At 73.4% G+C, this 26,730-nt stretch carries 25 protein-coding genes; 16 read left to right on the top strand and 9 right to left on the bottom strand.

What is annotated here, in order from left to right; genetic code table 11:
- Positions 1–6 precede the first annotated feature (6 nt).
- Both DY240_RS18580 and DY240_RS18575 read right to left on the bottom strand, forming a co-directional pair.
- Positions 7–2,499 carry a glycoside hydrolase family 97 catalytic domain-containing protein gene (locus DY240_RS18580; protein ID WP_119661327.1) on the bottom strand — a complete coding sequence of 831 codons (2,493 nt, stop codon included), beginning with the start codon at positions 2,497–2,499 and terminating at the stop codon, positions 7–9.
- Positions 2,492–3,721 carry an ROK family transcriptional regulator gene (locus DY240_RS18575; RefSeq protein ID WP_199701747.1) on the bottom strand — a complete coding sequence of 410 codons (1,230 nt, stop codon included), beginning with the start codon at positions 3,719–3,721 and terminating at the stop codon, positions 2,492–2,494. The genes DY240_RS18580 and DY240_RS18575 overlap by 8 nt, the downstream gene beginning before the upstream one ends.
- Before the next feature lie 65 nt (positions 3,722–3,786).
- On the opposite strand from DY240_RS18575, the gene DY240_RS18570 reads away from it, so the two are divergent.
- Complete coding sequence (locus DY240_RS18570; protein WP_119661326.1) at positions 3,787–4,647, top strand: AraC family transcriptional regulator; 861 nt, start codon at positions 3,787–3,789, stop codon at positions 4,645–4,647.
- A gap of 390 nt (positions 4,648–5,037) precedes the next feature.
- Here DY240_RS18570 and DY240_RS18565 read toward each other — a convergent pair whose 3' ends face one another.
- Positions 5,038–7,692: a glycoside hydrolase family 97 catalytic domain-containing protein gene (locus tag DY240_RS18565; protein ID WP_158602902.1), complete on the bottom strand. Its 2,655-nt coding sequence runs from the start codon at positions 7,690–7,692 to the stop codon at positions 5,038–5,040.
- Positions 7,693–8,014: 322 nt separating this feature from the next.
- On the opposite strand from DY240_RS18565, the gene DY240_RS18560 reads away from it, so the two are divergent.
- From DY240_RS18560 to DY240_RS18545, 4 genes are read left to right on the top strand one after another with little or no spacing between them, the layout of a single operon-like run.
- A complete protein-coding gene (locus DY240_RS18560) occupies positions 8,015–9,130 on the top strand; it encodes a FecCD family ABC transporter permease (protein ID WP_199701746.1) in 1,116 nt (371 codons plus the stop codon).
- A 17-nt stretch (positions 9,131–9,147) separates the two neighbouring features.
- Positions 9,148–10,107 (top strand): ABC transporter substrate-binding protein, encoded by a 960-nt coding sequence (locus tag DY240_RS18555; protein WP_119661324.1) that lies wholly within the window; start codon positions 9,148–9,150, stop codon positions 10,105–10,107.
- A complete protein-coding gene (locus tag DY240_RS18550) occupies positions 10,104–10,886 on the top strand; it encodes an ABC transporter ATP-binding protein (protein ID WP_119661323.1) in 783 nt (260 codons plus the stop codon). Before DY240_RS18555 ends, DY240_RS18550 begins: the two co-directional genes overlap by 4 nt.
- Complete coding sequence (locus DY240_RS18545) at positions 10,883–11,578, top strand: class I SAM-dependent methyltransferase (protein WP_119661322.1); 696 nt, start codon at positions 10,883–10,885, stop codon at positions 11,576–11,578. The genes DY240_RS18550 and DY240_RS18545 overlap by 4 nt, the downstream gene beginning before the upstream one ends.
- Here the strand turns inward: DY240_RS18545 and DY240_RS18540 are convergent, their stop codons facing one another.
- Positions 11,579–13,315: an L-aspartate oxidase gene (locus DY240_RS18540; protein WP_119661321.1), complete on the bottom strand. Its 1,737-nt coding sequence runs from the start codon at positions 13,313–13,315 to the stop codon at positions 11,579–11,581.
- A gap of 78 nt (positions 13,316–13,393) precedes the next feature.
- On the opposite strand from DY240_RS18540, the gene DY240_RS18535 reads away from it, so the two are divergent.
- Entirely contained in the window at positions 13,394–14,416 is a 1,023-nt protein-coding gene (locus DY240_RS18535; protein WP_119661320.1) for a LysR family transcriptional regulator, read from the top strand.
- Here DY240_RS18535 and DY240_RS18530 read toward each other — a convergent pair.
- From DY240_RS18530 to DY240_RS18520, 3 genes are all read right to left on the bottom strand, one after another.
- Positions 14,344–15,462 carry an epoxide hydrolase family protein gene (locus DY240_RS18530; protein WP_199701745.1) on the bottom strand — a complete coding sequence of 373 codons (1,119 nt, stop codon included), beginning with the start codon at positions 15,460–15,462 and terminating at the stop codon, positions 14,344–14,346. The genes DY240_RS18535 and DY240_RS18530 overlap by 73 nt on opposite strands.
- Positions 15,463–15,511: 49 nt before the next feature.
- On the bottom strand, positions 15,512–16,945 hold the full coding sequence (gene argG / locus DY240_RS18525; RefSeq protein ID WP_119661319.1) for an argininosuccinate synthase: 1,434 nt from the start codon (positions 16,943–16,945) through the stop codon (positions 15,512–15,514).
- A gap of 156 nt (positions 16,946–17,101) precedes the next feature.
- The gene (locus DY240_RS18520; protein WP_119661318.1) at positions 17,102–17,668 is read right to left on the bottom strand and encodes an ArsR/SmtB family transcription factor; all 567 of its coding nucleotides are present in this window, start codon (positions 17,666–17,668) and stop codon (positions 17,102–17,104) included.
- Between the two features lie 76 nt (positions 17,669–17,744).
- On the opposite strand from DY240_RS18520, the gene DY240_RS18515 reads away from it, so the two are divergent.
- The 8 genes from DY240_RS18515 to DY240_RS18480 all read left to right on the top strand — a co-directional run bounded on the left by DY240_RS18515 (position 17,745) and on the right by DY240_RS18480 (position 24,485).
- Positions 17,745–18,458 (top strand): alpha/beta fold hydrolase, encoded by a 714-nt coding sequence (locus DY240_RS18515; RefSeq protein WP_119661317.1) that lies wholly within the window; start codon positions 17,745–17,747, stop codon positions 18,456–18,458.
- Positions 18,455–18,994 (top strand): DinB family protein, encoded by a 540-nt coding sequence (locus tag DY240_RS18510; protein ID WP_119661316.1) that lies wholly within the window; start codon positions 18,455–18,457, stop codon positions 18,992–18,994. Before DY240_RS18515 ends, DY240_RS18510 begins: the two co-directional genes overlap by 4 nt.
- Positions 18,995–18,996: 2 nt before the next feature.
- The gene (locus tag DY240_RS18505) at positions 18,997–19,662 is read left to right on the top strand and encodes a VOC family protein (protein ID WP_119661315.1); all 666 of its coding nucleotides are present in this window, start codon (positions 18,997–18,999) and stop codon (positions 19,660–19,662) included.
- 120 nt (positions 19,663–19,782) lie between these two features.
- Entirely contained in the window at positions 19,783–20,415 is a 633-nt protein-coding gene (locus DY240_RS18500; RefSeq protein ID WP_119661347.1) for a M15 family metallopeptidase, read from the top strand.
- Positions 20,412–21,551 carry an alanine racemase gene (gene alr / locus DY240_RS18495; protein WP_119661314.1) on the top strand — a complete coding sequence of 380 codons (1,140 nt, stop codon included), beginning with the start codon at positions 20,412–20,414 and terminating at the stop codon, positions 21,549–21,551. The genes DY240_RS18500 and alr overlap by 4 nt, the downstream gene beginning before the upstream one ends.
- A complete protein-coding gene (locus tag DY240_RS18490) occupies positions 21,548–22,489 on the top strand; it encodes a D-alanine--D-alanine ligase family protein (RefSeq protein WP_119661313.1) in 942 nt (313 codons plus the stop codon). The genes alr and DY240_RS18490 overlap by 4 nt, the downstream gene beginning before the upstream one ends.
- On the top strand, positions 22,486–23,817 hold the full coding sequence (locus DY240_RS18485) for a sensor histidine kinase (protein ID WP_147375389.1): 1,332 nt from the start codon (positions 22,486–22,488) through the stop codon (positions 23,815–23,817). The genes DY240_RS18490 and DY240_RS18485 overlap by 4 nt, the downstream gene beginning before the upstream one ends.
- Positions 23,814–24,485 (top strand): response regulator, encoded by a 672-nt coding sequence (locus DY240_RS18480; RefSeq protein ID WP_119661346.1) that lies wholly within the window; start codon positions 23,814–23,816, stop codon positions 24,483–24,485. Before DY240_RS18485 ends, DY240_RS18480 begins: the two co-directional genes overlap by 4 nt.
- A gap of 7 nt (positions 24,486–24,492) precedes the next feature.
- Here DY240_RS18480 and DY240_RS18475 read toward each other — a convergent pair whose 3' ends face one another.
- Together DY240_RS18475 and DY240_RS18470 are read right to left on the bottom strand one after the other, a co-directional pair.
- Positions 24,493–24,912 carry a Fic/DOC family protein gene (locus DY240_RS18475; protein ID WP_199701744.1) on the bottom strand — a complete coding sequence of 140 codons (420 nt, stop codon included), beginning with the start codon at positions 24,910–24,912 and terminating at the stop codon, positions 24,493–24,495.
- Positions 24,913–25,060: 148 nt separating this feature from the next.
- A complete protein-coding gene (locus tag DY240_RS18470) occupies positions 25,061–25,378 on the bottom strand; it encodes an antitoxin VbhA family protein (RefSeq protein ID WP_119661311.1) in 318 nt (105 codons plus the stop codon).
- A gap of 109 nt (positions 25,379–25,487) precedes the next feature.
- On the opposite strand from DY240_RS18470, the gene DY240_RS18465 reads away from it, so the two are divergent.
- Positions 25,488–26,231 (top strand): DUF429 domain-containing protein, encoded by a 744-nt coding sequence (locus tag DY240_RS18465; RefSeq protein ID WP_119661310.1) that lies wholly within the window; start codon positions 25,488–25,490, stop codon positions 26,229–26,231.
- A 94-nt stretch (positions 26,232–26,325) separates the two neighbouring features.
- Positions 26,326–26,730, top strand: a 405-nt coding sequence (locus DY240_RS18460) for an ATP-binding protein (RefSeq protein ID WP_199701733.1), incomplete at its 3' end; no start/stop codon positions are given.

Raw genomic sequence — 26,730 nt, 5'->3', positions numbered from 1 at the left:
TGCCTCTCATGAGTGGGACGTTCGGGGTCGCACGTGCGGGTCGATCCAGTCCACGTGCGCGGGCTCGGCACCGGCGGCCGGCGGCCGGACGACCAGCCGCAGCCGGGTGATGCCGGTGAGGTCCACGTCGAGCTCGCGCGCGGGTTCGCCGGCGGCGACCTCGATCGTGGTGAGGACGCGCCCGTCGCCGACGACGGCGCAGGTCGCCGTCGTGCCGGCCGGGCTCTCGTCGTCGACGCCGACGGACGCGGTGAGCCGCGCCGGGACGCCGTCGAGCACCCAGGTGACGTCCGACGGGGCACAGACGCCGAGTCCCTTGGGGTGGTGCACGCCGGCCACGGACATCGGCCGGCCGTCGGCGGGGTTGCCCTCGCCGTTGGACATGTCCCGCTCGACCGGGCCGCTGCCGTTGGCGGCCGCGACCGGGGTGAGCGCGACGAGCGACGCGGGGTCCGCGCCGAGGGGGCTGACGACGCGCACGTGCGCGACGGTGGAGCGCCGGGGTCCGAGGGGGTCGCCGGCGTGCACGGCCAGCACGGCGACGTGGCCGGGCTCGGTGCCCGCGGGGACGGTGACCGACCAGACGCCCTCGCGGATCGGGCGTGGCGGGTCCCAGCCGGGCGGCACGACGAGGTACGGCTCGGCGCCGGTGACGACGGCGGCGATCTCGACCGGCTCGCCGGGGACGCCGCGCACGATCGGGTCGGCGACGGTGACGGCGGGCCGCGGCGGGGGCTCCGGCCGGGTGTGGCCGACCGGCGCCAGCAGGACGACCGCGCCGCCGTTCGGCCGCAGTGTGACGTCGACGGTGTCGCCGGCGGTGACCGTGCGGGTCTCCTGGGTGAGCCGGCCGGCGTCGTCGTCGGTGATGACGGTGGCGGCGTGGTCGCCCTCGAGCCCCAGCACGCCGAGATCGACGGCGACGGCCTTGGTCTCGCCCAGTGCCGACAGCGCGCCGACGCTCCACTCCGCGCCGGAGCGGCGGGCCAGCACGACGTACTCCCCCGGCCGCCCGGCCAGCAGCCTGGTCTCGTCCCAGGCGGCCTGGATCCGCTCGATCGCCGCCTCGGCGATGGGCCGCTTCGCGTACTCGTCGACGTCGTCGGCGAAGTTCAGCAGCCCCGACTCCAGCACGACGGCCAGCGCCAGCTCGTGCGCCTCCGTCGTCAGCCGGGCCTGAGCCGAGAACGTCACCGGCGTGTAGTCGGCCGAGCCGACGACGTTGCGGGTGAACGGCACGATCGTGTTGTGCTCGGGCGTCAGCGGCTCGCTGTAGAAGACGTAGTACTCCGCGCCGCGGACCGCCTCGTAGCTCATGACGTGCGGGTACGTGCGGGCCCAGCCGCGCGGGATGACCGAGCCGTGGAAGTTGATCATCAGGCCGACGCGGGCGCACTCGGCGATGACCTCGTCGTACCAGCGGTACCGCTCCTGCGCCTCGGACTCCATGAAGTCGACCTTGACGCCGGCGACGCCCCACGACGCCCACTCGGCCAGCTTGCGCCGCTGCTCCGGCGTCGCGAGGTGGTCCCAGACCACCCAGACGAACACGCCGACGCCGCGCTCGCTGGCCGCGGCGACCAACTCCGGCATCCAGACACCGTCCCAGCCGCAGTCGACCAGCACGTACTCCCAGCCGCGGGCGGCGGCGTAGTCGAGCATCCGCAGCTGCTTGGACAACTGCGCGCCGCTGTAGAAGTCCGACCACCACGACCACGCGGCGCGGCCCGGCCGCGCCCACACCGGCACTCCCTCCGCGGCAGGCGGTGCGAGGTCGTCGACCAGGTGCGACGCGACCACAGCCGCGAGGTCGCCGACGATGACGACCCGCCAGGGCGTGGCCACGCTGTCGCCGTCGAGCACGACGTCGGCGGCCAGCGTGACGGTGACCGCGCCGCCGCCGGCGTACCGAGCGAACGAGCCGCCGTACCGGCCGTCCAGGTCCGCCTCCGTGACCAGCGCGAACGTGTCGTCCGCCAGCTCGACGAGGAACGGGAAGCCGTAGTCGCCGGGCTCCAGCGCGTCCAGCGTGCTGGTGAACCGGGTGGTCTCGTACCAGGGCGTGTAGGTGAGCGGCCACACCGCCGCCGTCGCCGGGAACCGCAGGCCGACGTCGCCGCCGGTGACGGTGGCGCCGTCCAGGCCGCCGAGCACGAACCGCAGCGCGACGCCGTCGGGCGCGGCCCGCAGCACGACCGCGATCTCGCCGCCGCCCGCGCAGGCGAACCGGACGGTACGCTCCCGGTGGTCGACGGTGTGCCGGCCGGTCCGCTTGCCGACGACGAGCTCGTACTCCTCGCTGACCTCCCGCGAGTCGTCGCCGAGATACGTCGCGGCGGACAGCAGGTCGCGGCCGTCGGCGGTGTGCAGGTGCAGCGGCGCCGGCGGGGTGACCTGGACGCCGTCGTGCAGCGCGGTCCAGGTGAGCCGGCCGCGGAACCAGGTCAGCGCGACGGTGTTGCGACCGTGGGACACCGACCAGGTGGTGGACTCAGACACGACGAACTCCTGGACGACGGCGCACCTCGGCGGCGACGCGCTGGCGGGACGGGAAGACGAGCTCCTGGATGGCGACCGCGGCGGCGCCGCGCGCCCACTCCTCGAACGGCAGGTCGCGCACGTGGATGGGCACCTGGTGGGCGGCGCCGAACGCCTGCTCGGCGAACGCCTCGCGGATCGCGGTCTCGAACAGGTCGTAGCTGGACACGCCCTCACCGGCGACGATGACGCGCTCCGGCCCGAGCAGGTTGGCCACCGAGGCCAGCGCCAGGCCGATCAGCCGGCCCGCCCGGGCGAAGATCGCGCGGACGGCGTCGTCACCGGACCGGGCCAGCTCGACCGCGGTCTCGATGGTGAGGTCGTCGCGGCCGGTGGCGGCGCGGCACCGCTCCAGCAGCGCCTTCGTCGACGCCTCGGCCTCGACGCAGCCGTGCGCGCCGCAGTGGCACTGCACGGACGGGTCGCCGAGCGGCAGGTGCCCGATCTCGCCGGCGACGCTGTGCGCGCCGCGAACCAGGCCGCCGTCGACGACGATCGCGCAGCCGATGCCGGTGCCGATGGTGACGACGGCGAAGTTCGTGATGCCGCGGCCGAGCCCGAACCACTGCTCGGCGACGGTGAGCGCCTTGACGTCGTTCTCGACGACGACCGGGGCGCCGATGGCGCGCGACACCGCGGCGCCGAGGTCGACGTCGCGCCAGCCGAGGAACGGCGAATAGCGCACGTAGCCGGTGTCGTGGTCGATGTCGCCGGAGAGGCTGAGCCCGAGGTCGTGCGGCGCGACGACGAAGCCGGCCGCGTCGGCGCGCTCGACCAGCTCGCGGTAGAACGCGGCGATGGCGTCGACCGCGGCGTCGACGGTGGTGTCGGCCAGCGGACGGCGCTCGGACACCCGCGGCGCACCGGCGAGGTCGCACACCATGCCGATCAGCTCGTCGCGCCGGACGATGATGCCGAACGAGCCGGTCTGGCGGGCGTGCACCCGCAGCGGGCTGCTCGGCCGGCCCATGCGGGTCTCGTCGCTCGTGGCCGGCTGGTCCGGCGCGTACTCGAGGTAGCCCTCGTCGATGAGCAGCTTCGCCACGCGGGTGACGGCCGCCGACGACAGCCCCGTCTCGCGGGCGATGTCGACGCGGGCGATGGGACCGGCGGTGAGCGCGGTGAGGAAGACGGCGCCCTCGGCCGGGGTTCCCTCGACCGGGCCGCCTCGCTGGATCGGCACGGGGGTGACGCTACGGAGACTTAATAAACTTTGTCAAGTATGTAACTCGTGCCATACTCGGAGCCGTGCCAGCCCGCGACGGTCTCCGCCAGCAGCGGCTGTACGCCGTCCCGCGGCGGCAGGTCACGGCGGCGCTGTCGGCGCCGGTCACCAGGCGGCTCGTGGTCACCGACGCCGGCCACTCCCCCGCGCCCGCACCGTTCGAGGCCTCGCGGCCCGCGGCGTCACGGCAGACCGTCGTCGCCATCTGCGCTGCCGGGAGCGGCTGGGCCGACATCGGCGGACGTCACCACCGCATCGGCGCCGGCGCGGCGCTGGTCGTGCCCGCAGGGACGCCGCACGCCTACGGCGGGTCGCCGTCGTCGCCGTGGACGGTGTGGTGGTGTCACCTGCGCGGCAGCGACGTGCCGGAGCTGGTCGAGGCGCTGGGTCCACCGGTGGTGCCGGTCCGGCACCTGGACCGCGCGGTCGCGCTGGCCGACGAGATCGTCGGACGCCTCGCCCGCGACGACGAGGGCCCGGCGCGGCTGGTCGGCGTGGCCGGGACCGCGTGGAAGCTGCTGACCCAGCTGATTGCGGACCGGGGGTCCGCGCCCTCACCGGCCGAGGGCCCGCTGGAGCGGGCGATGGACTATCTGGCCTCGCGGCTGGACGGGACGGTCCGGGTGCCGGAGCTGGCCGCGCTGGTCGGCGTGTCGCCGTCGCACCTGACGACGCTGTTCCGGCGGGCCACCGGCGGCGGGGTGCACGCCTACCAGACGACGCTGCGAATGGAACGGGCCCGGCTGCTGCTGACCACGACGGAGGCGACGGTCAGCGAGATCGCCCGCGACGTCGGCTACGCCGACCCGTTCCACTTCTCCCGGCAGTTCCGCCAGCTGCACGCGATGAGCCCGACCGACTACCGCCGCTCCGCCAACTGCTGACGTCTTAGCCGTTCCGCCCGATTTGTCGGAGTGTGGACGGCGATGATCATCGGCGATCGCCTACATCACGAGGATTACCTGAGCATCACCATGACTGTAGGGGTGTTGACGCTGGGGCAATCCTCGTGATGGCCCCCGAATCATCGTGAAACCTCACCAGGTGGACGCCCAACGACACCAACGCCACACGCAAACGCGGCGCCCGCCCCCGGCGGCGTCGGGTCAAGCGGACATCGCCGGCGCGAAGCGCCCAATAGTCCGCTTGAGGCGCGCGCCCGCGGCCAAGACAATCGGGCAGCAGGGGGACGGCCCCAACGCTGCAAAATCCGCAGGCGAACGCCCGACGCCTCCGAAGAAGCGGCGCCGGGCGTTCGCCGTCGACACGACCGGTCAGTTCGTGACGGTGATCCGGTCGATGTCGGGCGCCGGGCCCGACGCGCCGGCAACCGTGATCGTGTTGTTCACCCCGGTGGTCAGGGCGAGCCCGAGTGTGACGGTCGCGGTCGCCGTGGCGCCGCCCGTCGAGGGGAACTCGACGGTGACCGGCGCGCCGCCGTTGACGCTGACCTGCGCCGTGCTGTCGGCGGTCGCGGCGTAGTCGATGCGAACGGTGTGGTTGCCGGCCGCGGTCGCCGTGACGCCGTTCACCGTGACCGCACCGCCACCCGACAGGCCCGTCACCGTCGACCCGCCCGAGCACGGACCGCACGCCGCCACCGTCGCGCCGCCGGCCAGGGTGTTGCCGGCCGCCTCCGCCTCGGTCTTCCGCGAGACGATGAGCGCGTCGATGTCCGGGCCGTACGCCGACGGGTTGGAGAACTCGATGGTGTTGGCGCCGGCGTTGAGCGGCACGTCGATGGTCCACTTGTTCACGAACTCCCAGCCGCCGGAGTCCTTCAGCGCCTCGGTGCTGATGACGGACCCGTTGACCTCGATCTGGACCGACCGCGGGTCGCCGGACGTGTAGGTGAAGGTCAGCTCGTGCGTGCCGGCGGCGCCGGCCATGACGTTGGTGAACTGCACCGCACCGCCGTTGCCGAGGTACCCGACCTTCGCGCCGCCGGAGCACCCCTTGCACGCGTCGACCAGCGCCCCACCCGAAAGGGTGTTGCCGGCCGCCTCCGCCTCGTACCGGACGTCGCCGCTGCCGATCTGCGCCAGCGGCGTCTTCGACAGGTGGACGGCGACGCCGCCGGTGGCCAGCATCGGCAGCGAGAGCGTCGACGCGCTGGTCACGGTCTGCGTCGTCACCGACGACACCCGGCCGTTCGCGTCGTCGGCGAAGATCGTCGCGGTGTACGTGCCCGAGCCGAGGAACGACAGCGGGACGCTCGCCGTCCGGGCCGGGCTGGTCATCGCGCCGATGAACCAGTCGTCACCGCTGCGCCGCGCCATCGTGACGTGGTCGCCGGGGAAGCCCTCGACGACGCGGGTCTCGTCCCACACCGTCGGGATCGCCCGCATGAGGTGCCGGCCCGGCCACTGCTCGTACGCCGCCGCGGAGTCGGAGTAGTTGACCATCGCCGACGTGAACACGATGGCCTGCGCCAGCGTGTGCGCCTGGGTGAGGATCGAGCCGTTCAGCGAGATCATCGTCGGCGTGTAGTCCATGCCGCCGATCGGGTTGCGGACGAACGGGAAGGTGGCGTCCAGCCGGGCCGTCGTCGGCGGCGGGTACAGGTAGTGCTCGGTGCCGGCCACCGCCTCCGACGTCACCACCCATGGCCAGGTGCGGTTCTCGCCGCCCGGCTTGGTGCTGCCGTGGAAGTTCAGCATCATCTCGTGCTCGCCGGCGGCGTCGCCGATCGACTGGTACCAGCCCATGACCTGCTGCGAGTCGTTGAGGAAGAAGTCGACCTTGAGCCCGACGACGCCGTACGCCTTGTGCTCGGCGACCAGCGCGTCGGCCTGCGCGGGCGTGGCGAACGGCTCCGCCGTGACCCACGCGAAGATGTCGACGTTGCGCTGCGCCGCGTACTGCGAGATCGCCGGCAGGTCGACGTCGGGGTCGTAGCAGCAGTCGACCGTGACGTACTCGAAGCCCATCGACGCGGCGAAGTCGACCATCTGCTTCTGCTTGTCCAGGTCGGCGGCGCTGTCGCCGTCGCTGAACCACGACCATGCGGCCCGGCCGGGCTTGACCCAGTCCGCGTCCTGCGTCGCCGGCGGGTTCAGGTGCTGCACGAGGTCGGAGTTGACCAGCACGTCCAGGTCCGCGGCGATGATCGCGGCCCGCCACGGCGTCTGGAACGGGTACGTGCTCGCGATCGGGAACGCCTGGTCCGGCGTCCGCTCCACGTTCAGCAGGCCGTCGTTCGCCTGGCTGCCCTTCAGCAGCGACGGCGCGTAGCTCGCCCCGGCGTTGTAGACGTTCGCCTCGGAGATCACCGTGAAGTAGGCGTTGTCGTCGATCGACGCCAGCAGCGGCATGGTCAGCTCGGTGCCGTCGTTGAGCCCGGCAGCGGAGCGGTAGACGTAGTCCTGCTCGTAGTTGCCGTTCCACACCGCGGCCCAGCCGCCGGTCGGCGCCGGCAGCCGGAACCCGCTCAGCTCGTCCGTGATCGACACGGCGCCGGAGCCGCCTGGCAGCACGTAGCGGTAGGCGACGCCGTCGTCGTAGGCGCGCACCACCAGCTGCATCGTCTGGCCGCCCTTGGTGTAGCTGAGCACCAGCTGGTTGGCGTGGTCGCGGTAGGACGGTTTGGTGCCGGCCGGCAGCGTGTAGGTCTGGTCGATGGTGGTGCGGCTCTGCGAGGCGTACGTCAGGCCGCTGGAGAAGTCGACGGCGCTGGTCGCGATGCCCAGCGGCGACTCCTCGAAGATCGTCGTGGTGCCGGCGGTGACCTCGTAGGTCAGCGCTCCGGAGGGCTGCTCGTGGACGGCGAAGGTGATCTCGCCGTCCGGGGACGTGACGGTGTGCGTGGTCAGCGCCTGGGCCGGGACCACGCCGATGTCCGTCGCCGTCAGCGATGCGGCGACGGACGCGGTGACGGCGACGGCGGCGGCCAGTGCGGCTGATCGGCGGCGTTTCGAGCCTGCGAACACGGCACTCCTCCTCGAGGTGCTGCGGGACGGGGACGGGGGTCCCCGCGGCGTGACGCTAGCCGTGACTCCGGGTCGGCCGGAATGACGAAAACGCGCCCGCACCTGGAGAAAGCGATGATCTTGGTCAAACGGCCGACGTTCGTGCGAACGGGGACGGAGCGGACGGTGAACTCTGCCTCGACGGGCGCTCCCGGGGTGGTCTCGACGCCGGCCGTCCGGCAAGATGCGACACAGTCGCATCTGTTGACGCGACTGAGTCGCATGTGCGACCTTGTGTCGACAGCGACATCTGTATCTCAAATCCAGTTGGCTCGGAGGCGCCGTGAGCTCGACCACGACCGGCCGCGACACCGTCCTCGCCGACACCGTCACGGAGTTCGACGACGACCTCGGGCAGGGGGCACAACGGCGCCGGACGGCGCTGTGGATCGGTGGTCTGTCGGCCGGCCTGCTGGTCACGCTGGTCCTCGCGGTCGGTCTGGGCGCGGTCGCCATCGACCCGGGCACCGTCGCGCGGATCGTCGGCCACCACGCGCTCGGCTCGCCGGCCGATGTCACGTGGACCCGGGCCGAGGACTCGATCGTCTGGCAGGTCCGCCTTCCCCGGGTGATCCTCGGCGCGGTGGTCGGCGCGGCGCTCGCGGTCTGCGGAGTCGCGTTGCAGGCGATGGTCCGCAACCTGCTCGCCGACCCGTACCTGCTCGGGGTCACCTCGGGCGCGTCCACCGGTGCGGCGGCGGCGATCCTGTTCGGGCTCGGCGCCGGCTTCGGCGAGAACGCGTTGTCGGCGAGCGCGTTCCTCGGCGCGCTGGGCGCGTCGGCCGCGGTGTTCGTGGTGGCCCGGGCAGGGGGGCGGATCACGTCGCTGCGGCTGCTCATGGCCGGCGTCGCCGTCGGCTACGCGCTGTACGCCGCCACCAGCTTCCTGATCTTCGCCTCCGACTCCGCCGAGGGTGCCCGGTCGGTGCTGTTCTGGCTGCTCGGCTCGCTCGGGCTGGCCCGCTGGTCGTGGCCCCTGGCGATCGTCGTCGTGGTGGTGGCCCTGACGCTGGCCGCGCTGCTGCTGTGGCGCCGGCGGCTGGACGCGCTGGCGATAGGCGACGAGACCGCGCACACGCTCGGCGTGCCGCCGACCCGGTTCCGGGTGCAGCTGCTGGTCGTCGTGTCGCTGTGCGTGGGCGCGGTCGTCGCGGCGTCCGGCGGCATCGGCTTCGTCGGCCTGGTCATCCCGCACGTCGCGCGCCGGTTCGTCGGCGCCGCGCACGGCCGGGTGGTCCCGGTGGCGGCGCTGATCGGCGCGATCTTCCTCGTCTGGGCCGACGTCGCCGCCCGGACGGTGCTGGAGCCGCGCGAGCTGCCCATCGGCATCATCACCGCGCTCGTCGGCGCGCCGTTCCTGCTGATCCTCGTCCGGCGGTTCCACTCCGCCGGCGCCTGACCTGAGGAGAACCACGCATGCGCTACCTGCCGCCCGTCGCCGTCGCCCTGGTCCTGGTGACCGCGGCCTGCGGGTCCGACGACACGACCGACGCCGCCGGCACGGCCGTCACCGTGGACAACTGCGGCGTCGACGTGACGTTCGACGCGCCGCCGGAGCGGGTGGTGCTGCTCGAGAGCGCGCCGGTGACGATCATGCACGAGCTGGGCGTGCTCGACGCCGCGGTGCTGCGGGCCGGCGCGTTCCCCGAGGAGTACTACGACGACGAGACCAACGCCGCCATCGCCGACATCGAGTCGCTCGGCGAGGACCTCGACACCAGCGGCCACCTGCAGATCTCGCAGGAGGTCATCATCGCCCAGCAGCCCGACCTCGTGCTCGGGCTGCCCGACGGCATCACCCGCGAGGGCCTGTCCGGCGTCGGCATCGACGCGCTGATCCAGCCGGTGTACTGCCCGGAGGGCGTCGACGCGACCACGTTCGACGACGTCTACGAGCAGATCGAGACCTACGGGCGCGTGTTCGACCGTGCCGACGAGGCCGACGCGCTGGTCGGCGAGCTCAAGGACCGCGTCGCCGCGGTCGAGGCGGCGGCCGAGAACGCGCCCGAGCGGACCGCGGCCGTGCTGTTCCCCACCGTCGGCGGCGGCAGCGGCTACGCCTACGGCAACCGCAGCATGGCCCACCCCCAGCTGGAGGCGGCCGGTTTCACCAACGTCTTCGGCGACGTCGACGAGCGGGTGTTCGAGGTGACGCTGGAGCAGATCATCGCCGCCGACCCGGACGTGCTCGTCCTGCTGCACGTCGACGGCGACCCGGCCGCGGTGAAGGACGCCCTCGTGAGCCTGCCCGGTGCGGAGGACCTGCGCGCCGTCCGGAACGACGACATCCTCGTCCAGCTGTTCAACTTCACCGAGCCGCCCACGCCGCTGTCCATCGACGGCCTGGAGCGGATCGCCGAACGGTTCCTCCCGTGATCAGCGCCCGCGACGTCTCGTTCGCCTACGGCGACACCCTGGTGCTCGACGGCGCCCGGGTCACCGCCACGCCCGGCCGCGTCGTCGGGCTGATCGGGCCGAACGGCAGCGGCAAGACCACCCTGCTGCGCACCCTCTACGGTGCGCTGGCGCCGAGGGCCGGGCTGGTCACGCTGGACGAGACGCCGGTGGGCGAGCTGAAGCCGCGCGAGCTGGCCCGGCGGCTGGCCGTCGTCGTGCAGGAGGGCACCGGCGAGCTGCCGCTCACCGTCACCGAGACCGTGCTGCTCGGCCGGGCGCCGCACCTGTCGACCTTCCAGCGCCACGGTCGCGACGACTACCGCGTCGCCGCCGCGTCGCTGGAACGGGTCGGCGCCCGGCACCTCGCCGGACGGGTCTTCGCCGGGCTGTCCGGCGGCGAGAAGCAGCGCGTGCTGATCGCCCGGGCGCTGGCCCAGCAGGCCGACCACCTGCTGCTCGACGAGCCCACCAACCACCTGGACATCCGCTACCAGCACGAGGTGCTCCAGCTGGTCAGCCGGCTGGACGTCACCACCGTCGTGGTGCTGCACGACCTCAACCTCGCCGCCCGCTACTGCGACGAGCTGGTGCTACTCGACGGCGGACGGGTCGCCGCGGCCGGCACGCCCGACGCCGTCCTGCGCCCGGAGATGCTGGAGCCGGTGTACCGCATCGGCGTCCAGCGCATCGACGCCGGCGACGGCGTCCAGCTGCTGTTCCGCCCCCTCGACGCCGTACCCGAAGGAGTCTCCGCATGACCGACGTCACCACCGCCCAGGACAACATCAACCGGTACTGGACCGAGCGAGCCGACTCCTACGACGCCCACCACCGGAAGCAGATCGGCAACGCCGAGATCAAGGCCGGCTGGACCGACGTCTGGCGGCGCGCGCTGCCCGCGCCGCCGGCCCGGGTGCTCGACGTCGGCACCGGCACCGGCCACGTCGCGCTGATCCTCGCCGAGCTCGGCTACGACGTCATCGGCACCGACCTCGCCGAGGGCATGCTCGAGAAGGCGCGGGAGAAGGCGGCCGCTCTGCCGCATCCGCCGGAGCTGCTCGTCGGCGACGCCGTCGCGCCGGACTTCCCGCCCGGCAGCTTCGACGTCGTCACGAACCGGTACCTGCTGTGGACGCTGCGCACGCCGGAGGTCGCGCTGCGCCACTGGCGGGCGCTGCTGCGACCGGGCGGCATGCTGGCCGCCGTCGACAGCACCTGGTTCCCCAGCGGCGTCGGCCCGGATCCCTTGTACGACCGCACCGTGCTGTCACAGCTGCCGCTGGCCGAGGCCGCCACCATCGACGAGTCCGCGGCGCTGGTGCGCGCGGCCGGCTTCGCGGACGTCGTCGTGACCCCGCTGCCGGAGATCCTGGAGCTGGACCGCCGCCACGGCGTCGCCGACGGTCACGAGGTGCAGCTGCAGTTCCTCATCACCGGCCGGGCGGCCTGACTACTCCACGAGCTTGCCCTCGGTGGAGACCTCCCGGATGAGGCCGGCGATCTCGTCGGGCACCGGCGGGATCTCCTCGCGGACGACGCCCGTGGCGGGCGACCACACGAGGTTCACCCGCAGCGCGGGATCGAGCTCGGGATAGTCGCTGCGGTTGTGGCAGCCGCGCGTCTCGCGGCGCTCGAGCGCGGCCTCGAGCGTCGCCCGCGCGGACAGCGCGGAGGCCTTGAGGTCGAAGGCGTGGGCGAGGTCCTGGAACCCGGCGATGTCGGGGTGGACGCCGACGTCGCTCATGCGCGCCTCGATGCGTTCGAGCTCCGCGAGCCCCGTCTTCAGGCCGGTCTCGTCGCGGACGACGCCGGCGTGCTCGGTCATGGTGTCGCGGATCGCCCGCTGCAGGGCGCGCACGTTCTCGGGGCCGTCGGCGGCCAGGAGGTCGTCGATCTCGGCCCGGGCCTGCGCCACGGCGTCGGCCGACCGGCGCTGGGCGTCGAGACCGGCGGAGTGCGCGACGGCGGCCCGCCCCACGATGCGGCCGAACACCAGCAGCTCGATCAGGGAGTTGCCGCCGAGCCGGTTGGCGCCGTGCAGCCCGCTGGAGGCCTCGCCGATCGCGTACAGGCCGTCGACGCCGGTGCCGTGGTCCTCGGGCCGCACCCAGACGCCCCCCATCGAGTAGTGCGCCGTGGGCGCCACCTCGATCGGGTCGGCCGTGATGTCGAGCATCTGGACCTCGAGCATCGTCTGGTAGACACGCGGCAGCCGCGTCGTGATCGTCTCTCGCGGCAGGTGCGACACGTCCAGCCACACGCCGCCCTTCTCCGTCCCGCGCCCCTCCTTGATCTCGGTGTACGCGGCGAGCGCGACGCGGTCGCGCGTGGACAGCTCCATGCGCTCGGGGTCGTACTTCTGCATGAACCGCTCGCCGAGCGCGTTGCGCAGGATGCCACCCTCGCCGCGGGCGGCCTCGGAGATGAGCGTGCCCGCCGCGCTCTCGGGCTCGATGATGCCGGACGGGTGAAACTGGACCAGCTCCGGATCGCGCAGCCGCGCGCCCGCCTCGACGGCGAGCCGGAACGCGTCGCCGGTGTTCTCGTCGCGCCGCGACGACGTGCGGCGCCAGATGCGCGTGTGGCCGCCGGCGGCGAGGATCACCGCGTCGGCGTGGATGACGTACCGCGTGCCGTCGCGCAGATCGAAGCCGTACGCGCCGAAGACGATGTTGTCGCGCACGAGGATGCGGGTGACGTACATCGAGTCGAGGATCGGGATGCCCAGCTGTTCGGTGCGGCGCACCAGCGCTCGCTGGATCTCCAGCCCCGTGTAGTCGCCGGCGAACGCGGTGCGGCGGAAGGTGTGCGCCCCGAAGAAACGCTGGGAGATGCGGCCGTCGGCCTCGCGGGCGAACTCCATGCCGTACCGCTCGAGGTCGCGGATGCCGCGCTCGGCGCCGCGCGTGACGATCTCGACCGTGCGCGGATGGGCGAGGAAGTAGCTCTCCTTGATGGTGTCGGCGGCGTGCTGCTGCCAGCTGTCGCCGGCGTCCATCGTGCCGAGCGCGGCGTTGATGCCGCCCGCCGCGAGCGCGGTGTGGGCGTCGTGCCGCGGCCGCTTGCCGACGGCGAGCACGTCGACGCCCTGCTCGGCGACCTCGATGGCCGCCCGCAGGCCCGCGCCTCCCGTCCCGATGACGAGCACGGTGGTGGACAGCTGCCGTTCGCGTGGGGATCCGCTCATGTCTTCCACGCTAGGAAGCCGGCGACGATAACGCCAATGCATTGTTCGACTCGTTTCGATGCGCATAGGCTATGAACCATGAACCTCGAGCAGCTGCGCGGCTTCGTCGAGGTCGCCCGGCTCGGTCACTTCACCCGCGCCGCGGAGCACCTGCACCTGGCGCAGCCCTCGCTCAGCCGGCAGATCGCCTCGCTCGAGCACGAGCTCGGCGCCGAGCTGTTCCACCGCGCCCGCGGGCACATCTCGCTCACCGCCGCCGGCGAGGCGCTGCTGCCGCTGGCCCGGCGCATGCTGGCCGACGCCGACTCCGTCCGCCGCGAGATGGCCGAGCTCGCGGGGCTGCGACGGGGCCGGGTCCGGCTGGGTGCGACGCCGACGCTGTGCATCAGCCTGGTCGCCGAGGCGCTCAGTGCCTTCCACGGCGCCCATCCGGGGATCGAGCTGCACCTCACCGAGGGCGGGTCGCGCAGCCTGATCGACGAGCTGGCAGAGGGCGCGCTCGACCTCGCGCTCATCACCGCCTCGGACGAGAGGCCGGTCGCGGGAGCGAGCCTCACCCGCACTCCCCTGCTCACCGAGGAGCTGGTGGTCATCTCCTCCGCCGCGCGCCCGCCCGTGGCGGCGACGCCGGCGATCGACCTCGAACGCCTGGCGCGGCTGCCGCAGATCGTCTTCCACGAGAGCTACGACCTGCGGGCCACGACGGAGGCGGCGTTCCGCGCCGCCGGGCTCACCCCGTCGGTCGTGCTGGAAGGGGCCGAGATGGACGCGGTGCTGCGCTTCGTCGAGCGCGGCCTGGGCGTCGCCGTCGTCCCCGCGATGGTGCTGCTCGACCGCCCGGGCCTGCGCTCCCTGCGCCTCACCGAGCCGCGGCTGAGCCGCACCGTCAGCCTGGCCCACCGGTCCGACGTCACCCCGCCCCGAGCCGCCGAGGCGATGCGGCGCGTGATCGTCGCGACGGCCGACGCACTCGCGGCCGGCAGCGCGCTGATCCAGGCGGCACCGGTTCCCGATCGGGCCCGCCGGGCTCAGGTCAGCGAGTCGGCGAAGAAGAGCAGGTCGGCGGCCAGCAGCTCGGGCGCCTCGAGCGCGGCGAAGTGACCACCGCGCGGCATCGAGGTCCAGCGCTCCAGCCGGTACATCCGCTCCAGCCACGACCGCGGCGGGTCCTCGCGGAACCCGTTCTCGCGGCCGAACCGGGCGACCGCCGTCGGCACCTCGACGCGGGCGCCGGCCGGCAGCACCGTCGTGCCGGCCGCGCGGTTGTCGGCGTAGTCGAGCACCGACGTCTCCGCCGTCCCCGTCGCCCACCACCAGGTGAGCAGCTCCGGAAGCGCGTCGCGCCCGACCCGCGCGGCCACCGTCGGGCCGAGCGCGGGATCGGTCCACGAGTCCCACTTGTCCAGCACCCACGCGGCCAGCCCGGCCGGCGAGTCGAGCAGCGCCGGGACGAGGGCACCCGGCCGCGTCGACTGGATCTCCTTGTAGCCGTTCTCGCGGCGCCACCAGGCGTCGAACCGGTCGAGGTAGTCGCGTTCCTCGGCCGTCGGCGGGGCGTCCGCGGTGAGCGACGGGCCGAGGTCGACGTTGGACAGGTGCAGCCCGGCGACGAGGTCGGGCCGGTCCAGCGCCAGCCAGGTCGCGGCGGCGGACCCGAAGTCGGTCCCGTGCGCGACGAACCGGTCGTGCCCCAACGCCGTCATCACGCCGGCCAGCAGCGTGGCGGTGTCGCGGGTGGTCCACCGCCCGGCCGGCCGCTCCGACCACCCGTACCCGGGCAGTGACGCGACGACGACGGTGCGCGGTGAGAGCTGCGGGACCAGCCGCTCGAACTCGAGGAAGCTGCTCGGCCAGCCGTGCAGCAGGAGCAGCGGCGGCCGGTCGTCACCGTCGTGCACCGCGACGTGGACCGCCCCGTGGCTGGTCCGGGCGAGCAGGTGCCGCGCCCGGTTGACGCGCGCCTCGGCGGCCGGCCAGTCGAACCCGCCGGCCCACCAGTCGCAGAGCTCGCGCAGCTCGGCGGTCCGCGGGCCGAGCGCGTTGCCGGTCGCCTCGTGCCGCGGCCACCGGGTCGCGTGCAGCCGCTCGCGGAGGCCGGTGAGTACGGACCGGTCGACCGTGACGGTCACCGGGTCGATCCGCACCACGGGTCCAGCGTAGGGCGCCGGCGCGCGGGACGGCGCCGGGCGCCCGGTGTCAGTCGGTGCCGGCCTCCATGGCCGCGCGGTCGAGCATGGCCTCGTCCTCGTCGACCTCACCCCGCGACGCGATGGCCTCGGCGCCGCCCGCCGGCAGCTCGCCGACCAGGTGCGTCGCGCCGATGAGCTCCGCGTGCGAGTCGCCGACCAGGCCGAGGCCGGCGTACTGCTCGAGCTTGGCCCGCGAGTCGGCGATGTCGAGGTTGCGCATGGTCAGCTGGCCGATGCGGTCGACCGGGCCGAACGCGGAGTCCTCGGTGCGCTCCATCGAGAGCTTGTCGGGGTGGTAGCTCAGCGCGGGACCGGTGGTGTCGAGGATGGAGTAGTCCTCACCACGCCGCAGCCGCAGCGTTACCTCGCCCGTCACCGCCGAACCGACCCAGCGCTGCAACGACTCGCGCAGCATCAGCGCCTGCGGGTCGAGCCAGCGGCCCTCGTACATGAGCCGGCCGAGCCGCCGGCCCTCGTTGTGGTAGTTGGCGACGGTGTCCTCGTTGTGGATGGCGTTGACCAGCCGCTCGTAGGCGACGTGCAGCAGCGCCATGCCGGGCGCCTCGTAAATGCCGCGGCTCTTCGCCTCGATGATGCGGTTCTCGATCTGGTCGGACATGCCCAGCCCGTGCCGTCCGCCGATGGCGTTGGCTTCGAGCACCAGCTCGACGGCGTTGCCGAACTCCCGGCCGTTGATGGTGACCGGCCGGCCGCGGTCGAAGCCGATGGTGACGTCCTCGGTGGCGATCTCGACCTCGGGGTCCCAGAACCGGACGCCCATGATCGGGTCGACGGTCTCGATGCCGTTGTCGAGGTGCTCCAGCGTCTTCGCCTCGTGCGTCGCGCCCCAGATGTTCGCGTCGGTGGAGTACGCCTTCTCGGTGCTGTCGCGGTACGGCAGGTCGTGCTCGCGCAGCCACTCGCTCATCTCGCGCCGGCCGCCCAGCTCACCCACGAACGCGGCGTCGAGCCACGGCTTGTAGATGCGCAGGTTCGGGTTGGCGAGCAGGCCGTAGCGGTAGAACCGCTCGATGTCGTTCCCCTTGAACGTCGACCCGTCGCCCCAGATCTGGACGTCGTCCTCGAGCATGGCCCGGACGAGCAGCGTGCCGGTGACCGCGCGGCCCAGCGGGGTGGTGTTGAAGTAGGCCCGGCCGGCGGAGCGGATGTGGAACGCACCGCACGTCAGCGCAGCCAGCCCCTCCTCGACCAGCGCGGCGCGACAGTCGACGAGCCGGGAGATCTCGGCGCCGTAGAGCTTCGCCCGCCCCGGCACCGCGTCGATGTCGTCCTCGTCGTACTGCCCGAGGTCGGCGGTGTACGTGCACGGCACCGCCCCCTTGTCGCGCATCCACGCCACCGCCACGGAGGTGTCGAGACCGCCGGAGAACGCAATGCCGACCCGCTCGCCGGCGGGCAGGGAGGTGAGCACCTTGGACACGAGCAAAAGTATGCAAGGTTCCGCATGACTATGCAAGCCGCCGTCTCGTGACGTGGCCCACGCCGGGCGAAAGTCCCGCCCGGCACTTCGGCAAGGGCGAGTTACTACTGCCAGAGCGGTAGTAAGTCGACCTTCACACAGCCGACCAGTGCGCCGTCACTCACCGTCAGGCGCTGGGTCGGGCAGGGCGGGATGCTCCGTCGGGTAGAGGCCGGCGACGAAACCGAAGACGGTGTCGCCCGAGCGCGGGATGGTGCTGAACTCGCGGACCAGCTCCAGCACCTTCTCCCAGAACTCCATCCCCCGTTCGCGCGGGATGCGGGCGTGCCGGTGGATGCTCATCAGCACGTCCGCCTCGTACGCGGCCCGCGCCTCGGCCGCCGCGACGGAGAGGTCGTTCTCCCAGATGACCGGGTGGTCGATCTTCCCGATGCGGAACAGGCGCGCCGTCCGGCCGTAGTAGCGCTCGTCGATGGCCCGCACTCGGCGCGTGCGCACCACCCGCAGCAGGCCGGCGTCGACCAGGACCCCCACATGGTGGGCCACGGTCGACTTGGGCCGGCCGACCGCGGTGGCCAGCTCGGTCACCGTCGCGGCCCGCTCGAGGACCAGATCGAGGATGGTCGATCGCAGCGGGTCGGACATCGCGCGCAGCTGCGCCGGCGCCGTCACGACGGCCTGGTCGTCCAGCTCGTAGTCCGGCATCGCGCGATCGATCGACATTTCCGGTCCGTTCCACTAGTTTGGATTGATCCGCACTCATGGATCATACAAGCCGCACCCGAGAGGCGACCCGACCATGCACATCGTTCTGATCCCCGGGCTCTGGCTCGACGGCTCGTCGTGGGACCGGGTGATCCCGGTGCTCGAGCAGGCCGGCCACACGCCGCACCCCCTCACCCTCCCCGGCATGGAGGCCGAGGACGCCGACCGCTCGGGCGTCACGCTGCAGGACCACGTCGACGCGGTCGTGGCGGCCATCGACGCGGTGCCGAAGGACGAGGGCAGGGTGCTGGTCGTCGGGCACTCGCTGGGCTCCGCGCTGGCGTGCGCCGCCGCCGACGCACGGCCGGACCGCGTCGCCCGCACCGTCTACATCGGCGGGTTCCCGGCGACGGACGGCGAGCCGCTCGGCGCGTTCGCCGCCGAGAACGGCGAGATCCCGCTGCCCAGCTGGGAGGACATCGGCGAGGACGACCTCAAGGATCTCGACGACGCCGCCCGCGCCGACTTCCGCGCCCGGGCCATCCCGTCGCCCGAGCGGGTCACCACCGACCCGGTCCGGCTCACCAGCGAGCGGCGCTACGACGTCCCGGTCACCGTCATCTGCCCGGAGTTCTCCGCCGACCAGCTGCGGCGGTGGATCGACGGCGGCGAGCCCGCCGTGCAGGAGTTCACCCGCCTCCGCGACGTCGAGTACGTCGACCTGCCGACCGGGCACTGGCCGCAGTTCAGCCGTCCCGAGGACCTCGGCCGGGCCATCAACGACGCGGCGGCCAAGGCGGCGGCATGACGGTCATCGACGAGCAGGGCCGGCCCGAACCGCCGGTCGACGGCGACGAGCTCACGACGCTGACCGGGTTCCTCGACTTCCAGCGCGCCACGTTGGCGTGGAAGTGCCGCGGCCTCGACGCCGCCGGCCTGAACGCCACCGTCGGCGCGTCGACCATGACGCTCGGCGGGCTGCTCAAGCACCTCGCCTACGTCGAGGACGACTGGTTCACCCGCGGCCTGTTCGACCGCGAGCGCAGCGCGCCCTGGAACACCGTCGACTGGGCCGCCGACCACGACTGGGACTGGCACTCCGCGGCCGACGACACGCCGGAGCAGCTGTTCGCGCTCTGGGAGGAGGCGGTCGACCGGTCCCGCGCGAACCTCGCCGAGGCGCTGGCAGACGGCGGCCTCGACCGGCCGGCGAGACGCGTGTGGCCCGACGGCCGCGCGCCCAGCCTGCGCTGGATCCTCACGCACATGATCGAGGAGTACGCGCGGCACAACGGCCACGCCGACCTCCTCCGCGAATCCGTCGACGGCAGCACCGGGGAGTGACCATGACCGGCCCCATCACCATGCGCGCCTTCCACGCCGACGACCGCACCGGCGACTGGCGGGTCGTCGGAGACGGCGCCACCGCGGTCTTCCGCACCGGCTCGTTCGCCGCCGGCGCCCGGCTGGTCGAGGCGATCGCCGCGGCCGCCGCCGACGCCGGGGCGCACCATCCCGACGTCGACCTGCGACACGACACCGTCACCGTCCGGCTGCTCACCGCCACCGACGACTACATGGGCATGACGACGGACGACGTCGAGCTGGCTGCGCGCATCTCGGACCTGGCGCGCGCTCAGGGACTGGCCGCCGACCCGACGCTGGTGCAGACCGTCCAGGTGACCATCGACGCGCTGGTCAGCGCGGACGTCATGCCGTTCTGGGCGGCCGTGCTCGGCTACGAGCGACGTGCCGACAGCCCCGACGAGGACCTCATCGACCCGCGCTGGCGCGGCCCCTCGATCTGGTTCCAGGACATGGACGCGCCCCGCCCGCAACGCAACCGCTTCCACATCGACGTGTGGGTGCCGCCGGAGCTGGCCGAACAGCGGGTCGCGGCGGCGCTGGCCGCCGGCGGCACCCTGGTCCGCGACGCGTCGCCGACCTGGTGGACGCTGGCCGACGCGGAGGGCAACGAGGTCGACGTCACCTGCGCGACCGGCCGGGACTGACCCAGGGCGGGCCGCAGCGTACCGCCCGGACCCACGGGTCAGGGATCTCGTCCTCGGGGACAGCGGTCCGGCACCTCAGGTGGAGGCCGGGCACGGCCGTCGGTTCCTAGCGTGCTGGACATGACGATCCTCCTGTCCGACCCGCGAGTCGCCGCGATCCCCGTCGAGGACGAGGGCGAGCCGCTGGTCGAGCTCACCGCATCGTTCGGTCCCGCCCGCGCTCGAGTGCGGGTGTCACTCGCGCAGCGGCTGCTGCTGGCCCGCGACCGCCTCCCCGACGGCGTCGGGCTGCGGGTGGTCGAGGGACATCGCAGCGTCGCCGACCAGCGCGCCATCATCGCCCGCTACGCCGCCGAGCTGTCCGCCGTCCGCCCGGGCCTGCACGACGACCTCGCCGAGCTCGAGCGCCTCACCAGCCGGTTCGTCGCGCCCGTCGCGGTCGCGCCGCATGTGGCCGGCGCCGCCGTCGACCTCACGCTGGTCGACGGCGACGGGCGCGAGCTGGACCTCGGGACGCCGATCGACGCGACGCCGGAGCAGAGCGACGGCGCCTGCTACTTCGCCGCACACAACATCTCCGCCAACGCCCGCGTCCACCGCGCGCTGCTGGCCGACGTCCTCGGCTCGGCCGGGCTGGTGAACTACCCGACCGAGTGGTGGCACTGGAGCTACGGCGACCGCTACTGGGCGCTGACCGTCGGCGCGCCGGCCGCCCTGTACGGCCCGATCTCCGCGCACCTGGTGGCGGCATGAGCGCGGCCCTCGCCATGGAGACGTCCACCCGCACCGACGCCCGTCCGACGCTCACCGCCGACCTCGCGGCCGTCGCCGCCAACGCCCGCATGATCGCCGCCCACGCGCCGGGCGCGGCGCTGATGGCGGTCGTCAAGGCCGACGGCTTCGGGCACGGCGCCGCCGGCGTCGCCCGGACGGCGCTGGCCGCGGGCGCGACCCGGCTCGGCGTCACCAGCGTCGACGAGGCGCTGGAGCTGCGCGCCGCCGGGATCGGCGCGCCGATCCTGAGCTGGCTGAACCCGGTCGACGCGGACTTCGGCGCGGCGGTCGCGGCCGGCGTCGACCTCGCCATCCCGAGCCGCCCGCACCTGGACGCCGTCGTCGCGTCGGCGACCGCGCGACCGGCCCGCGTGCACCTGCACCTCGACACCGGCATGGCCCGAGACGGCGCACCGCCGGAGGAGTGGGCGCAGCTGTGCCGCGCCGCCCGACTGGCCGAGCAACGCGGGCAGCTCCGCGTCGGCGGTGTCATGGGCCACCTGGCCTGCGCGGACGTCCCCACCGACCGGTCCAACGCGATCGGCCGGACCCGGTTCGCCTGGGGGCTGGAGGTCGCCCGCGCCACGGGATTGCGACCGGCACACCGCCACCTCGCCGCGACCGCCGCGACCCTCACCGACCCGCGCACGCACCACACGCTGGTCCGCGTCGGCGCCGGCCTGTTCGGCATCGACCCGTCGCGGACCGTGCGGCTGCGGCCCGCGCTGCGGCTGACCGCACCGGTCGTCTCCGTCCGCCGAGTGCGGGCCGGCACGCCGGTCGGCTACGGGCACGCCTGGACCGCACCCGCCGCCACGCACCTCGGGCTGCTGCCGCTCGGCTACGCGGACGGGCTGCCGCGGGCCGCGTCCGGACGCGCCGAGGTGCTGGTCCGCGGCCGGCGGCGCCCGCTCGTCGGACTGCTCTCGATGGACCAGGCGGTCGTCGACCTCGGCGACGACGCGGTCGCGCCCGGCGAGATCGCCACGGTGTTCGGCCCCGGCGACGACGGCGAGCCGACGGCCGCCGAATGGGCCGTCTGGGCCGGGACGATCGAGCACGAGATCGTCACCGGCATCGGCCCGCGGGTCGCCCGCCTGCGGAGCGTCCGATGAGCGCCCGCGTCGCCGTCGTCGGCGGCGGGCAGAACTGCGAGCACGAGGTGTCGCTGGCCTCCGCGGCCGCCGTCGCCGACGCCCTCGAGACGGCCGGGTACGCCGTCGTCCGCCTCACCATCGGCCGCGACGGGAGCTGGCGCCAGGGTGACGGCTGCGCCGTCGACCTCGCCGACGCGATCCACGTGCTGCGGACCTGCGACGTCGCCGTCCCCGTGCTGCACGGGCCGCGCGGCGAGGACGGCACGCTCGCCGCGCTGTGCGACCTGGCCGGCGTCCCGTACGTCGGATCCGGCGTGCTCGCCGGCGCACTGGCGATGGACAAGTGGGCGACGAAGCTGCTCGCGGCCGACCTCGGGATCGCCACGGCGCCCGGCGTGCTGCTGACGCCGTCGACGGCGCCCGGCCACCGCTGGACCCGTCCGGTCGTCGTCAAGCCGGTCGCGGCCGGGTCGAGCCAGGGCGTGGCGCTGGTCCGTGACCCCGGCGACCTCGCCGCCGCCCTGGACGCGGCCTTCGCCTTCGACCGCCGCGTGCTCGTCGAGGACGTCGTCATCGGCCGCGAGATCGACCTCGCCGTGCTCGGGCGGCCGGACGGGTCGCGCACCGTCGCGCCCGCGCTGGAGATCGTCGCCGACGGACTGTTCGACTACGAGCTGAAGTACGGCGGCGCGGCGGACTTCCGCGTCCCCGCTCCGCTGGCCGACGCCGACCGGAAGGCGCTGGAGGACGCCGCCGTCGCGATGTTCGACGCGCTCGGCTGCGCCGGCGTCGCCCGGGTCGACTTCTTCCTGACGGCCGACGGCCCGGTGCTCAACGAGGTCAACACCATGCCCGGCTTCACGGAGCAGTCGCAGGTGCCGAAGATGTTCGCCGCGGCGGGCGTCTCGTACGCCGAGCTGCTCGACCTGCTCGTCCGCGACGTGCTCTCCGGATGAGCGTGGTTCCATTGCTGGAAGACGCCCGCAGACCCGCCTCCGGAGGACCCGCCATCGCCCGCCCACCACAGTCGCCGGCACCAGGTGACGCCACGACGACGGACTGGCGGGCGTGGGCGCCCGACCTCGGCGCGGCGGCCGTCGTCGCGTTCCTCGGTCTGTACGAGGCGGCGACGGCGTGGGTGCTGCCGCCCTCGCGGATCGAGCTGGTCTTCGTCGCCGTCGGCACCGCCGCCGCCGTCGGGCTGAGCCGCCGCCTGCCCGCCGCCGCGCTGGGTCTGGTGTGGGCGGTGTGCGGGCTGCAACTGCTACTCGGCATCGACCTCATGCTGGTCCAGCTGGCCATCGCCGCGGTCGCGTTCGGGACCGCCCGCTGGGGCAGCGCGGCGACGGTGTGGCTGAGCGCGGTCTCCATTCCCGTCGCCGCGATGCTCGTCAGCGTCATCGTGAACTCCCGCGGCCTCGGCGGGCTGGCCGAGCTCGCCGGCAACCGGAGCCTTCTCGACGCCGTCCGCGACCTCAGCATGACGTGGCAGCTCACCGCGGTCGTCATGGGGATGGCGACGCTCGGCGCGCCGTGGCTGATCGGGCTGGCGCTGCGGTACGGCGACCGCGCCCGCACCTCGATGGCGTCGCAGGAGGCCGCCGAGGAGGACGCCGCGCGCGCCGTCCGCGAGACCGAGCAGGCGCGCGAGATCGCCCGGCTGCGCGAAGAGCAGGCCCGCCTCGCCAACGACGTGCATGATGTGGTCGGGCACTCGCTGGCGGTGATCCTGGCCCAGGCCGAGTCCGCCCAGTACCTCGACGACACCGACGCGAAGGCGCTGAAGGACACGATGGCGAAGATCGCGACGTCGGCGCGGACCTCGCTGCGCGACGTGCGGCAGGTGCTGGCCGACACCAAGCAGCCCGCCACGCAGCAGGCAGGCCTGCACACGCTGATCGACGGCATCCGCGCGAGCGGGCACGAGGTGGTGTCGGCCGAGATCGGCACGCCGCGGCCGCTGCCGCCGGAGCTCGACGTCGTCGCCTTCCGCGTGCTGCAGGAGATGCTGACCAACGCGATCAAGCACGGCCGCCGCGACTCCCCCGTCCACGTCGAGCTGCACTGGGAGGGCGAGCTGCGCATCGAGGTCCGCAACATCGTCGCGACGTCGCCGTTCGCGCCGTCGCCCGGCGCCTCGGCGGGCGGCGGGGCCGGGCTCGACGGCATGCGGCGCCGGCTGGAGTCCGTCGGCGGCCGCCTCGACGTCCGCCGCCGCGACGAGCAGGGCGGGACGACGTTCACGGCGACGGCGTGGGTGCCCGTCCGGGCGGGCGGCGCATGACCGGTGACATCCGGGTGCTGCTGGTCGACGACCAGGAGCTGTTCCGCGAGGGCGTCCGCGTCATCGTCGACGCCCAGGACGGCATGACGGTGGTCGGCTCGGCCGGCGACGGCCTCGAGGCGGTCCGCCTGGTCGACCAGCTCGCCCCTGACGTCGTCCTCATGGACATCCGCATGCCCGACATGGACGGCGTCGAGGCGACCCGGCAGATCTTCCTCCCCGACCGGGTGGCGCGTCGGGAGCGGCCCGTGCGCGTCGTCGTCCTCACCACCTTCAACCTCGACGACCGCGCGGCGACGGCGATCCGGTACGGCGCCAGCGGGTTCCTGCTCAAGGACACCACGCCGCTGCAGCTGCGCGACGCCATCCGGACGGTCCACGCGGGCAACGCCGTGCTGGCCCCGCAGGACCTCGCGACCCTGCTCGACGGCCAGTTCCGGTCCCGCTCCCCAGCGCCGGCGGCGTACCTGTCGCTGACGGACAAGGAGCGCGAGGTGTTCACCGCGGTGGCGCGCGGGTTGTCCAACACCGAGATCGCCGGCCTGGTCTTCGCCAGCGAGTCGACGGTCAAGACCCACGTAGGCGCGATCCTGCGCAAGCTGGCGCTGCGCGACCGCGTCCAGATCGTCGTCTTCGCCCACGAGCACGGCCTGCTCGACCACTCCTAGCGCGCGGTCACCGCGCCACGAGCGCGTCCAGAAGGCGTCGAAGCGGTTCGTCGTCTCCGCGCAGGGCGGCGATCGACGCGTGCTCGTTCTCAGCCGCTCTCAGCCCCGACCAGTCGATCGGGTGCCCAACGTCGCGGCAGAGCTGGTGGAAGAACGCCCGCTGGGTCCGTCCGTTGCCCTCCCGGAAGGGATGGATCGCATTGACCTCGGCGAAGTAGTGCGCGAGCCGGTCGACGAACTTGGCGCGAGGCAGTCCGCGAAGATGATTCTCCGCGGCCATGGACCCGAAGACGCCCGCGGCATAGCTCTCGATGTATCTGGGCAGGCAGAACGGATCGGTCTTCGCGATGCCGACGGTCCTGATCTCGCCGGCCCACAGGTAGAGGTCGCCGAAGATCTCGCGGTGGAACCGCTGGAGGTGGGCCAAGTCGTATGCACCGGGAAGCATCCGCCGCCGAGGTCGAGCAGCGCCGCGAACGTCAGGTCGGCTTCGACCGTCCGCAACCGTGCGGCGTCAGTGATGCCGAGGCGGTTGATCAGGACGCCGGTGCCGGGATCGGCATAGGGATCATCGGTCACGACAGGCCGTGCAACTCGCGGATGCGGCGACGCAGCTGCTCCGTACTGATCTCACCCCGCGTCCACTGCTCGGCGATGGCGTCGGCGCCCTCGCTGGGCGCCAGCCCTTCCGCACGCAGCGAGGCCACCGCGTCGGACACGGCCCGGCTTCTGGCGGCGACGAGCTCGTCGTACACCTCGACAGGAACGACGACCGCCTCGGTCTTCCGGTGCGACCCGACGCCGACGACGCCACGGTCGCCCCCGCGGAAGCGGGCCAGCATTCTGGGCAGCTGCTCGCGCGCCTCGCGAACAGAGAGCGTCTCGAACCTCATGGCCTCAAGTGTACCCAAATAGGTGCGCAAACGTGTACACATTGACGGGCGGCGGGCTGGGGGAACTACCCCGGAACACTGATCCTGACAGCTGCAAGGAGGGAAGCGCATGCGCACCGTCGGGGTCGATCTGAGCGCCGAGCCGGCCGGGACGGCGGTCGCCACGGTGGAGTGGGCCGGCGGCGCCGCCGTCGTGACGGGGCTGGTCGAGCGGGCGGCCGACGACGCCGTCATCGAGGCGGTCGTCGGCGCGGAGAAGAGCGGCATCGACTGCCCGTTCGGCTGGCCGCTGCCGTTCGTCGAGTTCGTGTCCGGTCACCGCGACGGGCACGTGTCGGGCCACCCGACGCTGACCGGCCGCGACTGGCGGCGCGAGCTGGCCAACCGCGCCACCGACGAGGTCGTGCGGCGCGAGACCGGGCTCATCCCGCTCAGCGTGGCCGCCGACCGCATCGGCCACGCCGCCTTCCGCTGCGCCTGGCTGCTCGCCCAGCTCAGCCGGCGCGGGCTCGACGTCCACCGGGCGGGCTCCGGCGCCGTCGTCGAGGTCTACCCGGCGGCGTCGCTGAAGGTCTGGGGGCTGCCGCATCGCGGCTACAAGGGCGCCGTCCACCGCGCCGCCCGCGACGAGCTCGTCGACCGGCTCCGCCGCGCCGCGCCGTGGCTCGACCTCGGACCGTACGACGCCGTCTGCCGCGGCTCCGACCACGCGCTCGACGCCGTCGTCGCGGCGCTCAGTGCCAGGGCGGCGGCCAAGCGGCTCGTCAGCGCACCACGAGGCGACCAGGTCGAGAAGGCCCGCGTCGAGGGCTGGATCGCCGTCCCGACGCACACCCTCGAGCATCTTCGCTAGCGGTGCGCGACGACGCGTCCTCGACGGCGTACTGGAAGCGCGGCGTCGCCGGCCACGACGACGACTGACGCGCCGCGGCGGCTAGCCTGAGCCCGTGACGACGCAGCCGCCGATCCCCGACCCGGCGCTGGTGGTGCTGGTCGGCGCCTCCGGCGCGGGCAAGTCGGTGTGGGCGCAGGCCCGCTACCGGGCGCAGGAGATCGTGTCCTCCGACGACCTCCGGGGCGTGGTGGGCAGCGGCCGGCACGACCTCGACGCCACCGACGACGCGTTCGCGCTGCTCGACCGCATCGTCGCCGCACGCGCCGGTCGCGGGCTGACCGTCGTCGTCGACACACTGGGCCTCGACGCCGAGCGCCGGCGCGGCTACCTGGCCGTCGCCCGCGACGCCGGGCTGCCCGCCGTCGCCGTCCGGTTCGACACGCCCGCCGAGCTGTGCCGGACCCGCAACGCCGCCCGCGACCGCCCGGTCCCGGCGCCGGCGCTGGCCGGCCAGCTG

The sequence above is a fragment of the Jiangella rhizosphaerae genome (genome assembly GCF_003579925.1).
GTDB lineage: Bacteria > Actinomycetota > Actinomycetes > Jiangellales > Jiangellaceae > Jiangella > Jiangella rhizosphaerae.
Note: the sequence above shows the minus strand (reverse complement) of the source record. Positions and strands in the feature narration are given on the sequence as shown.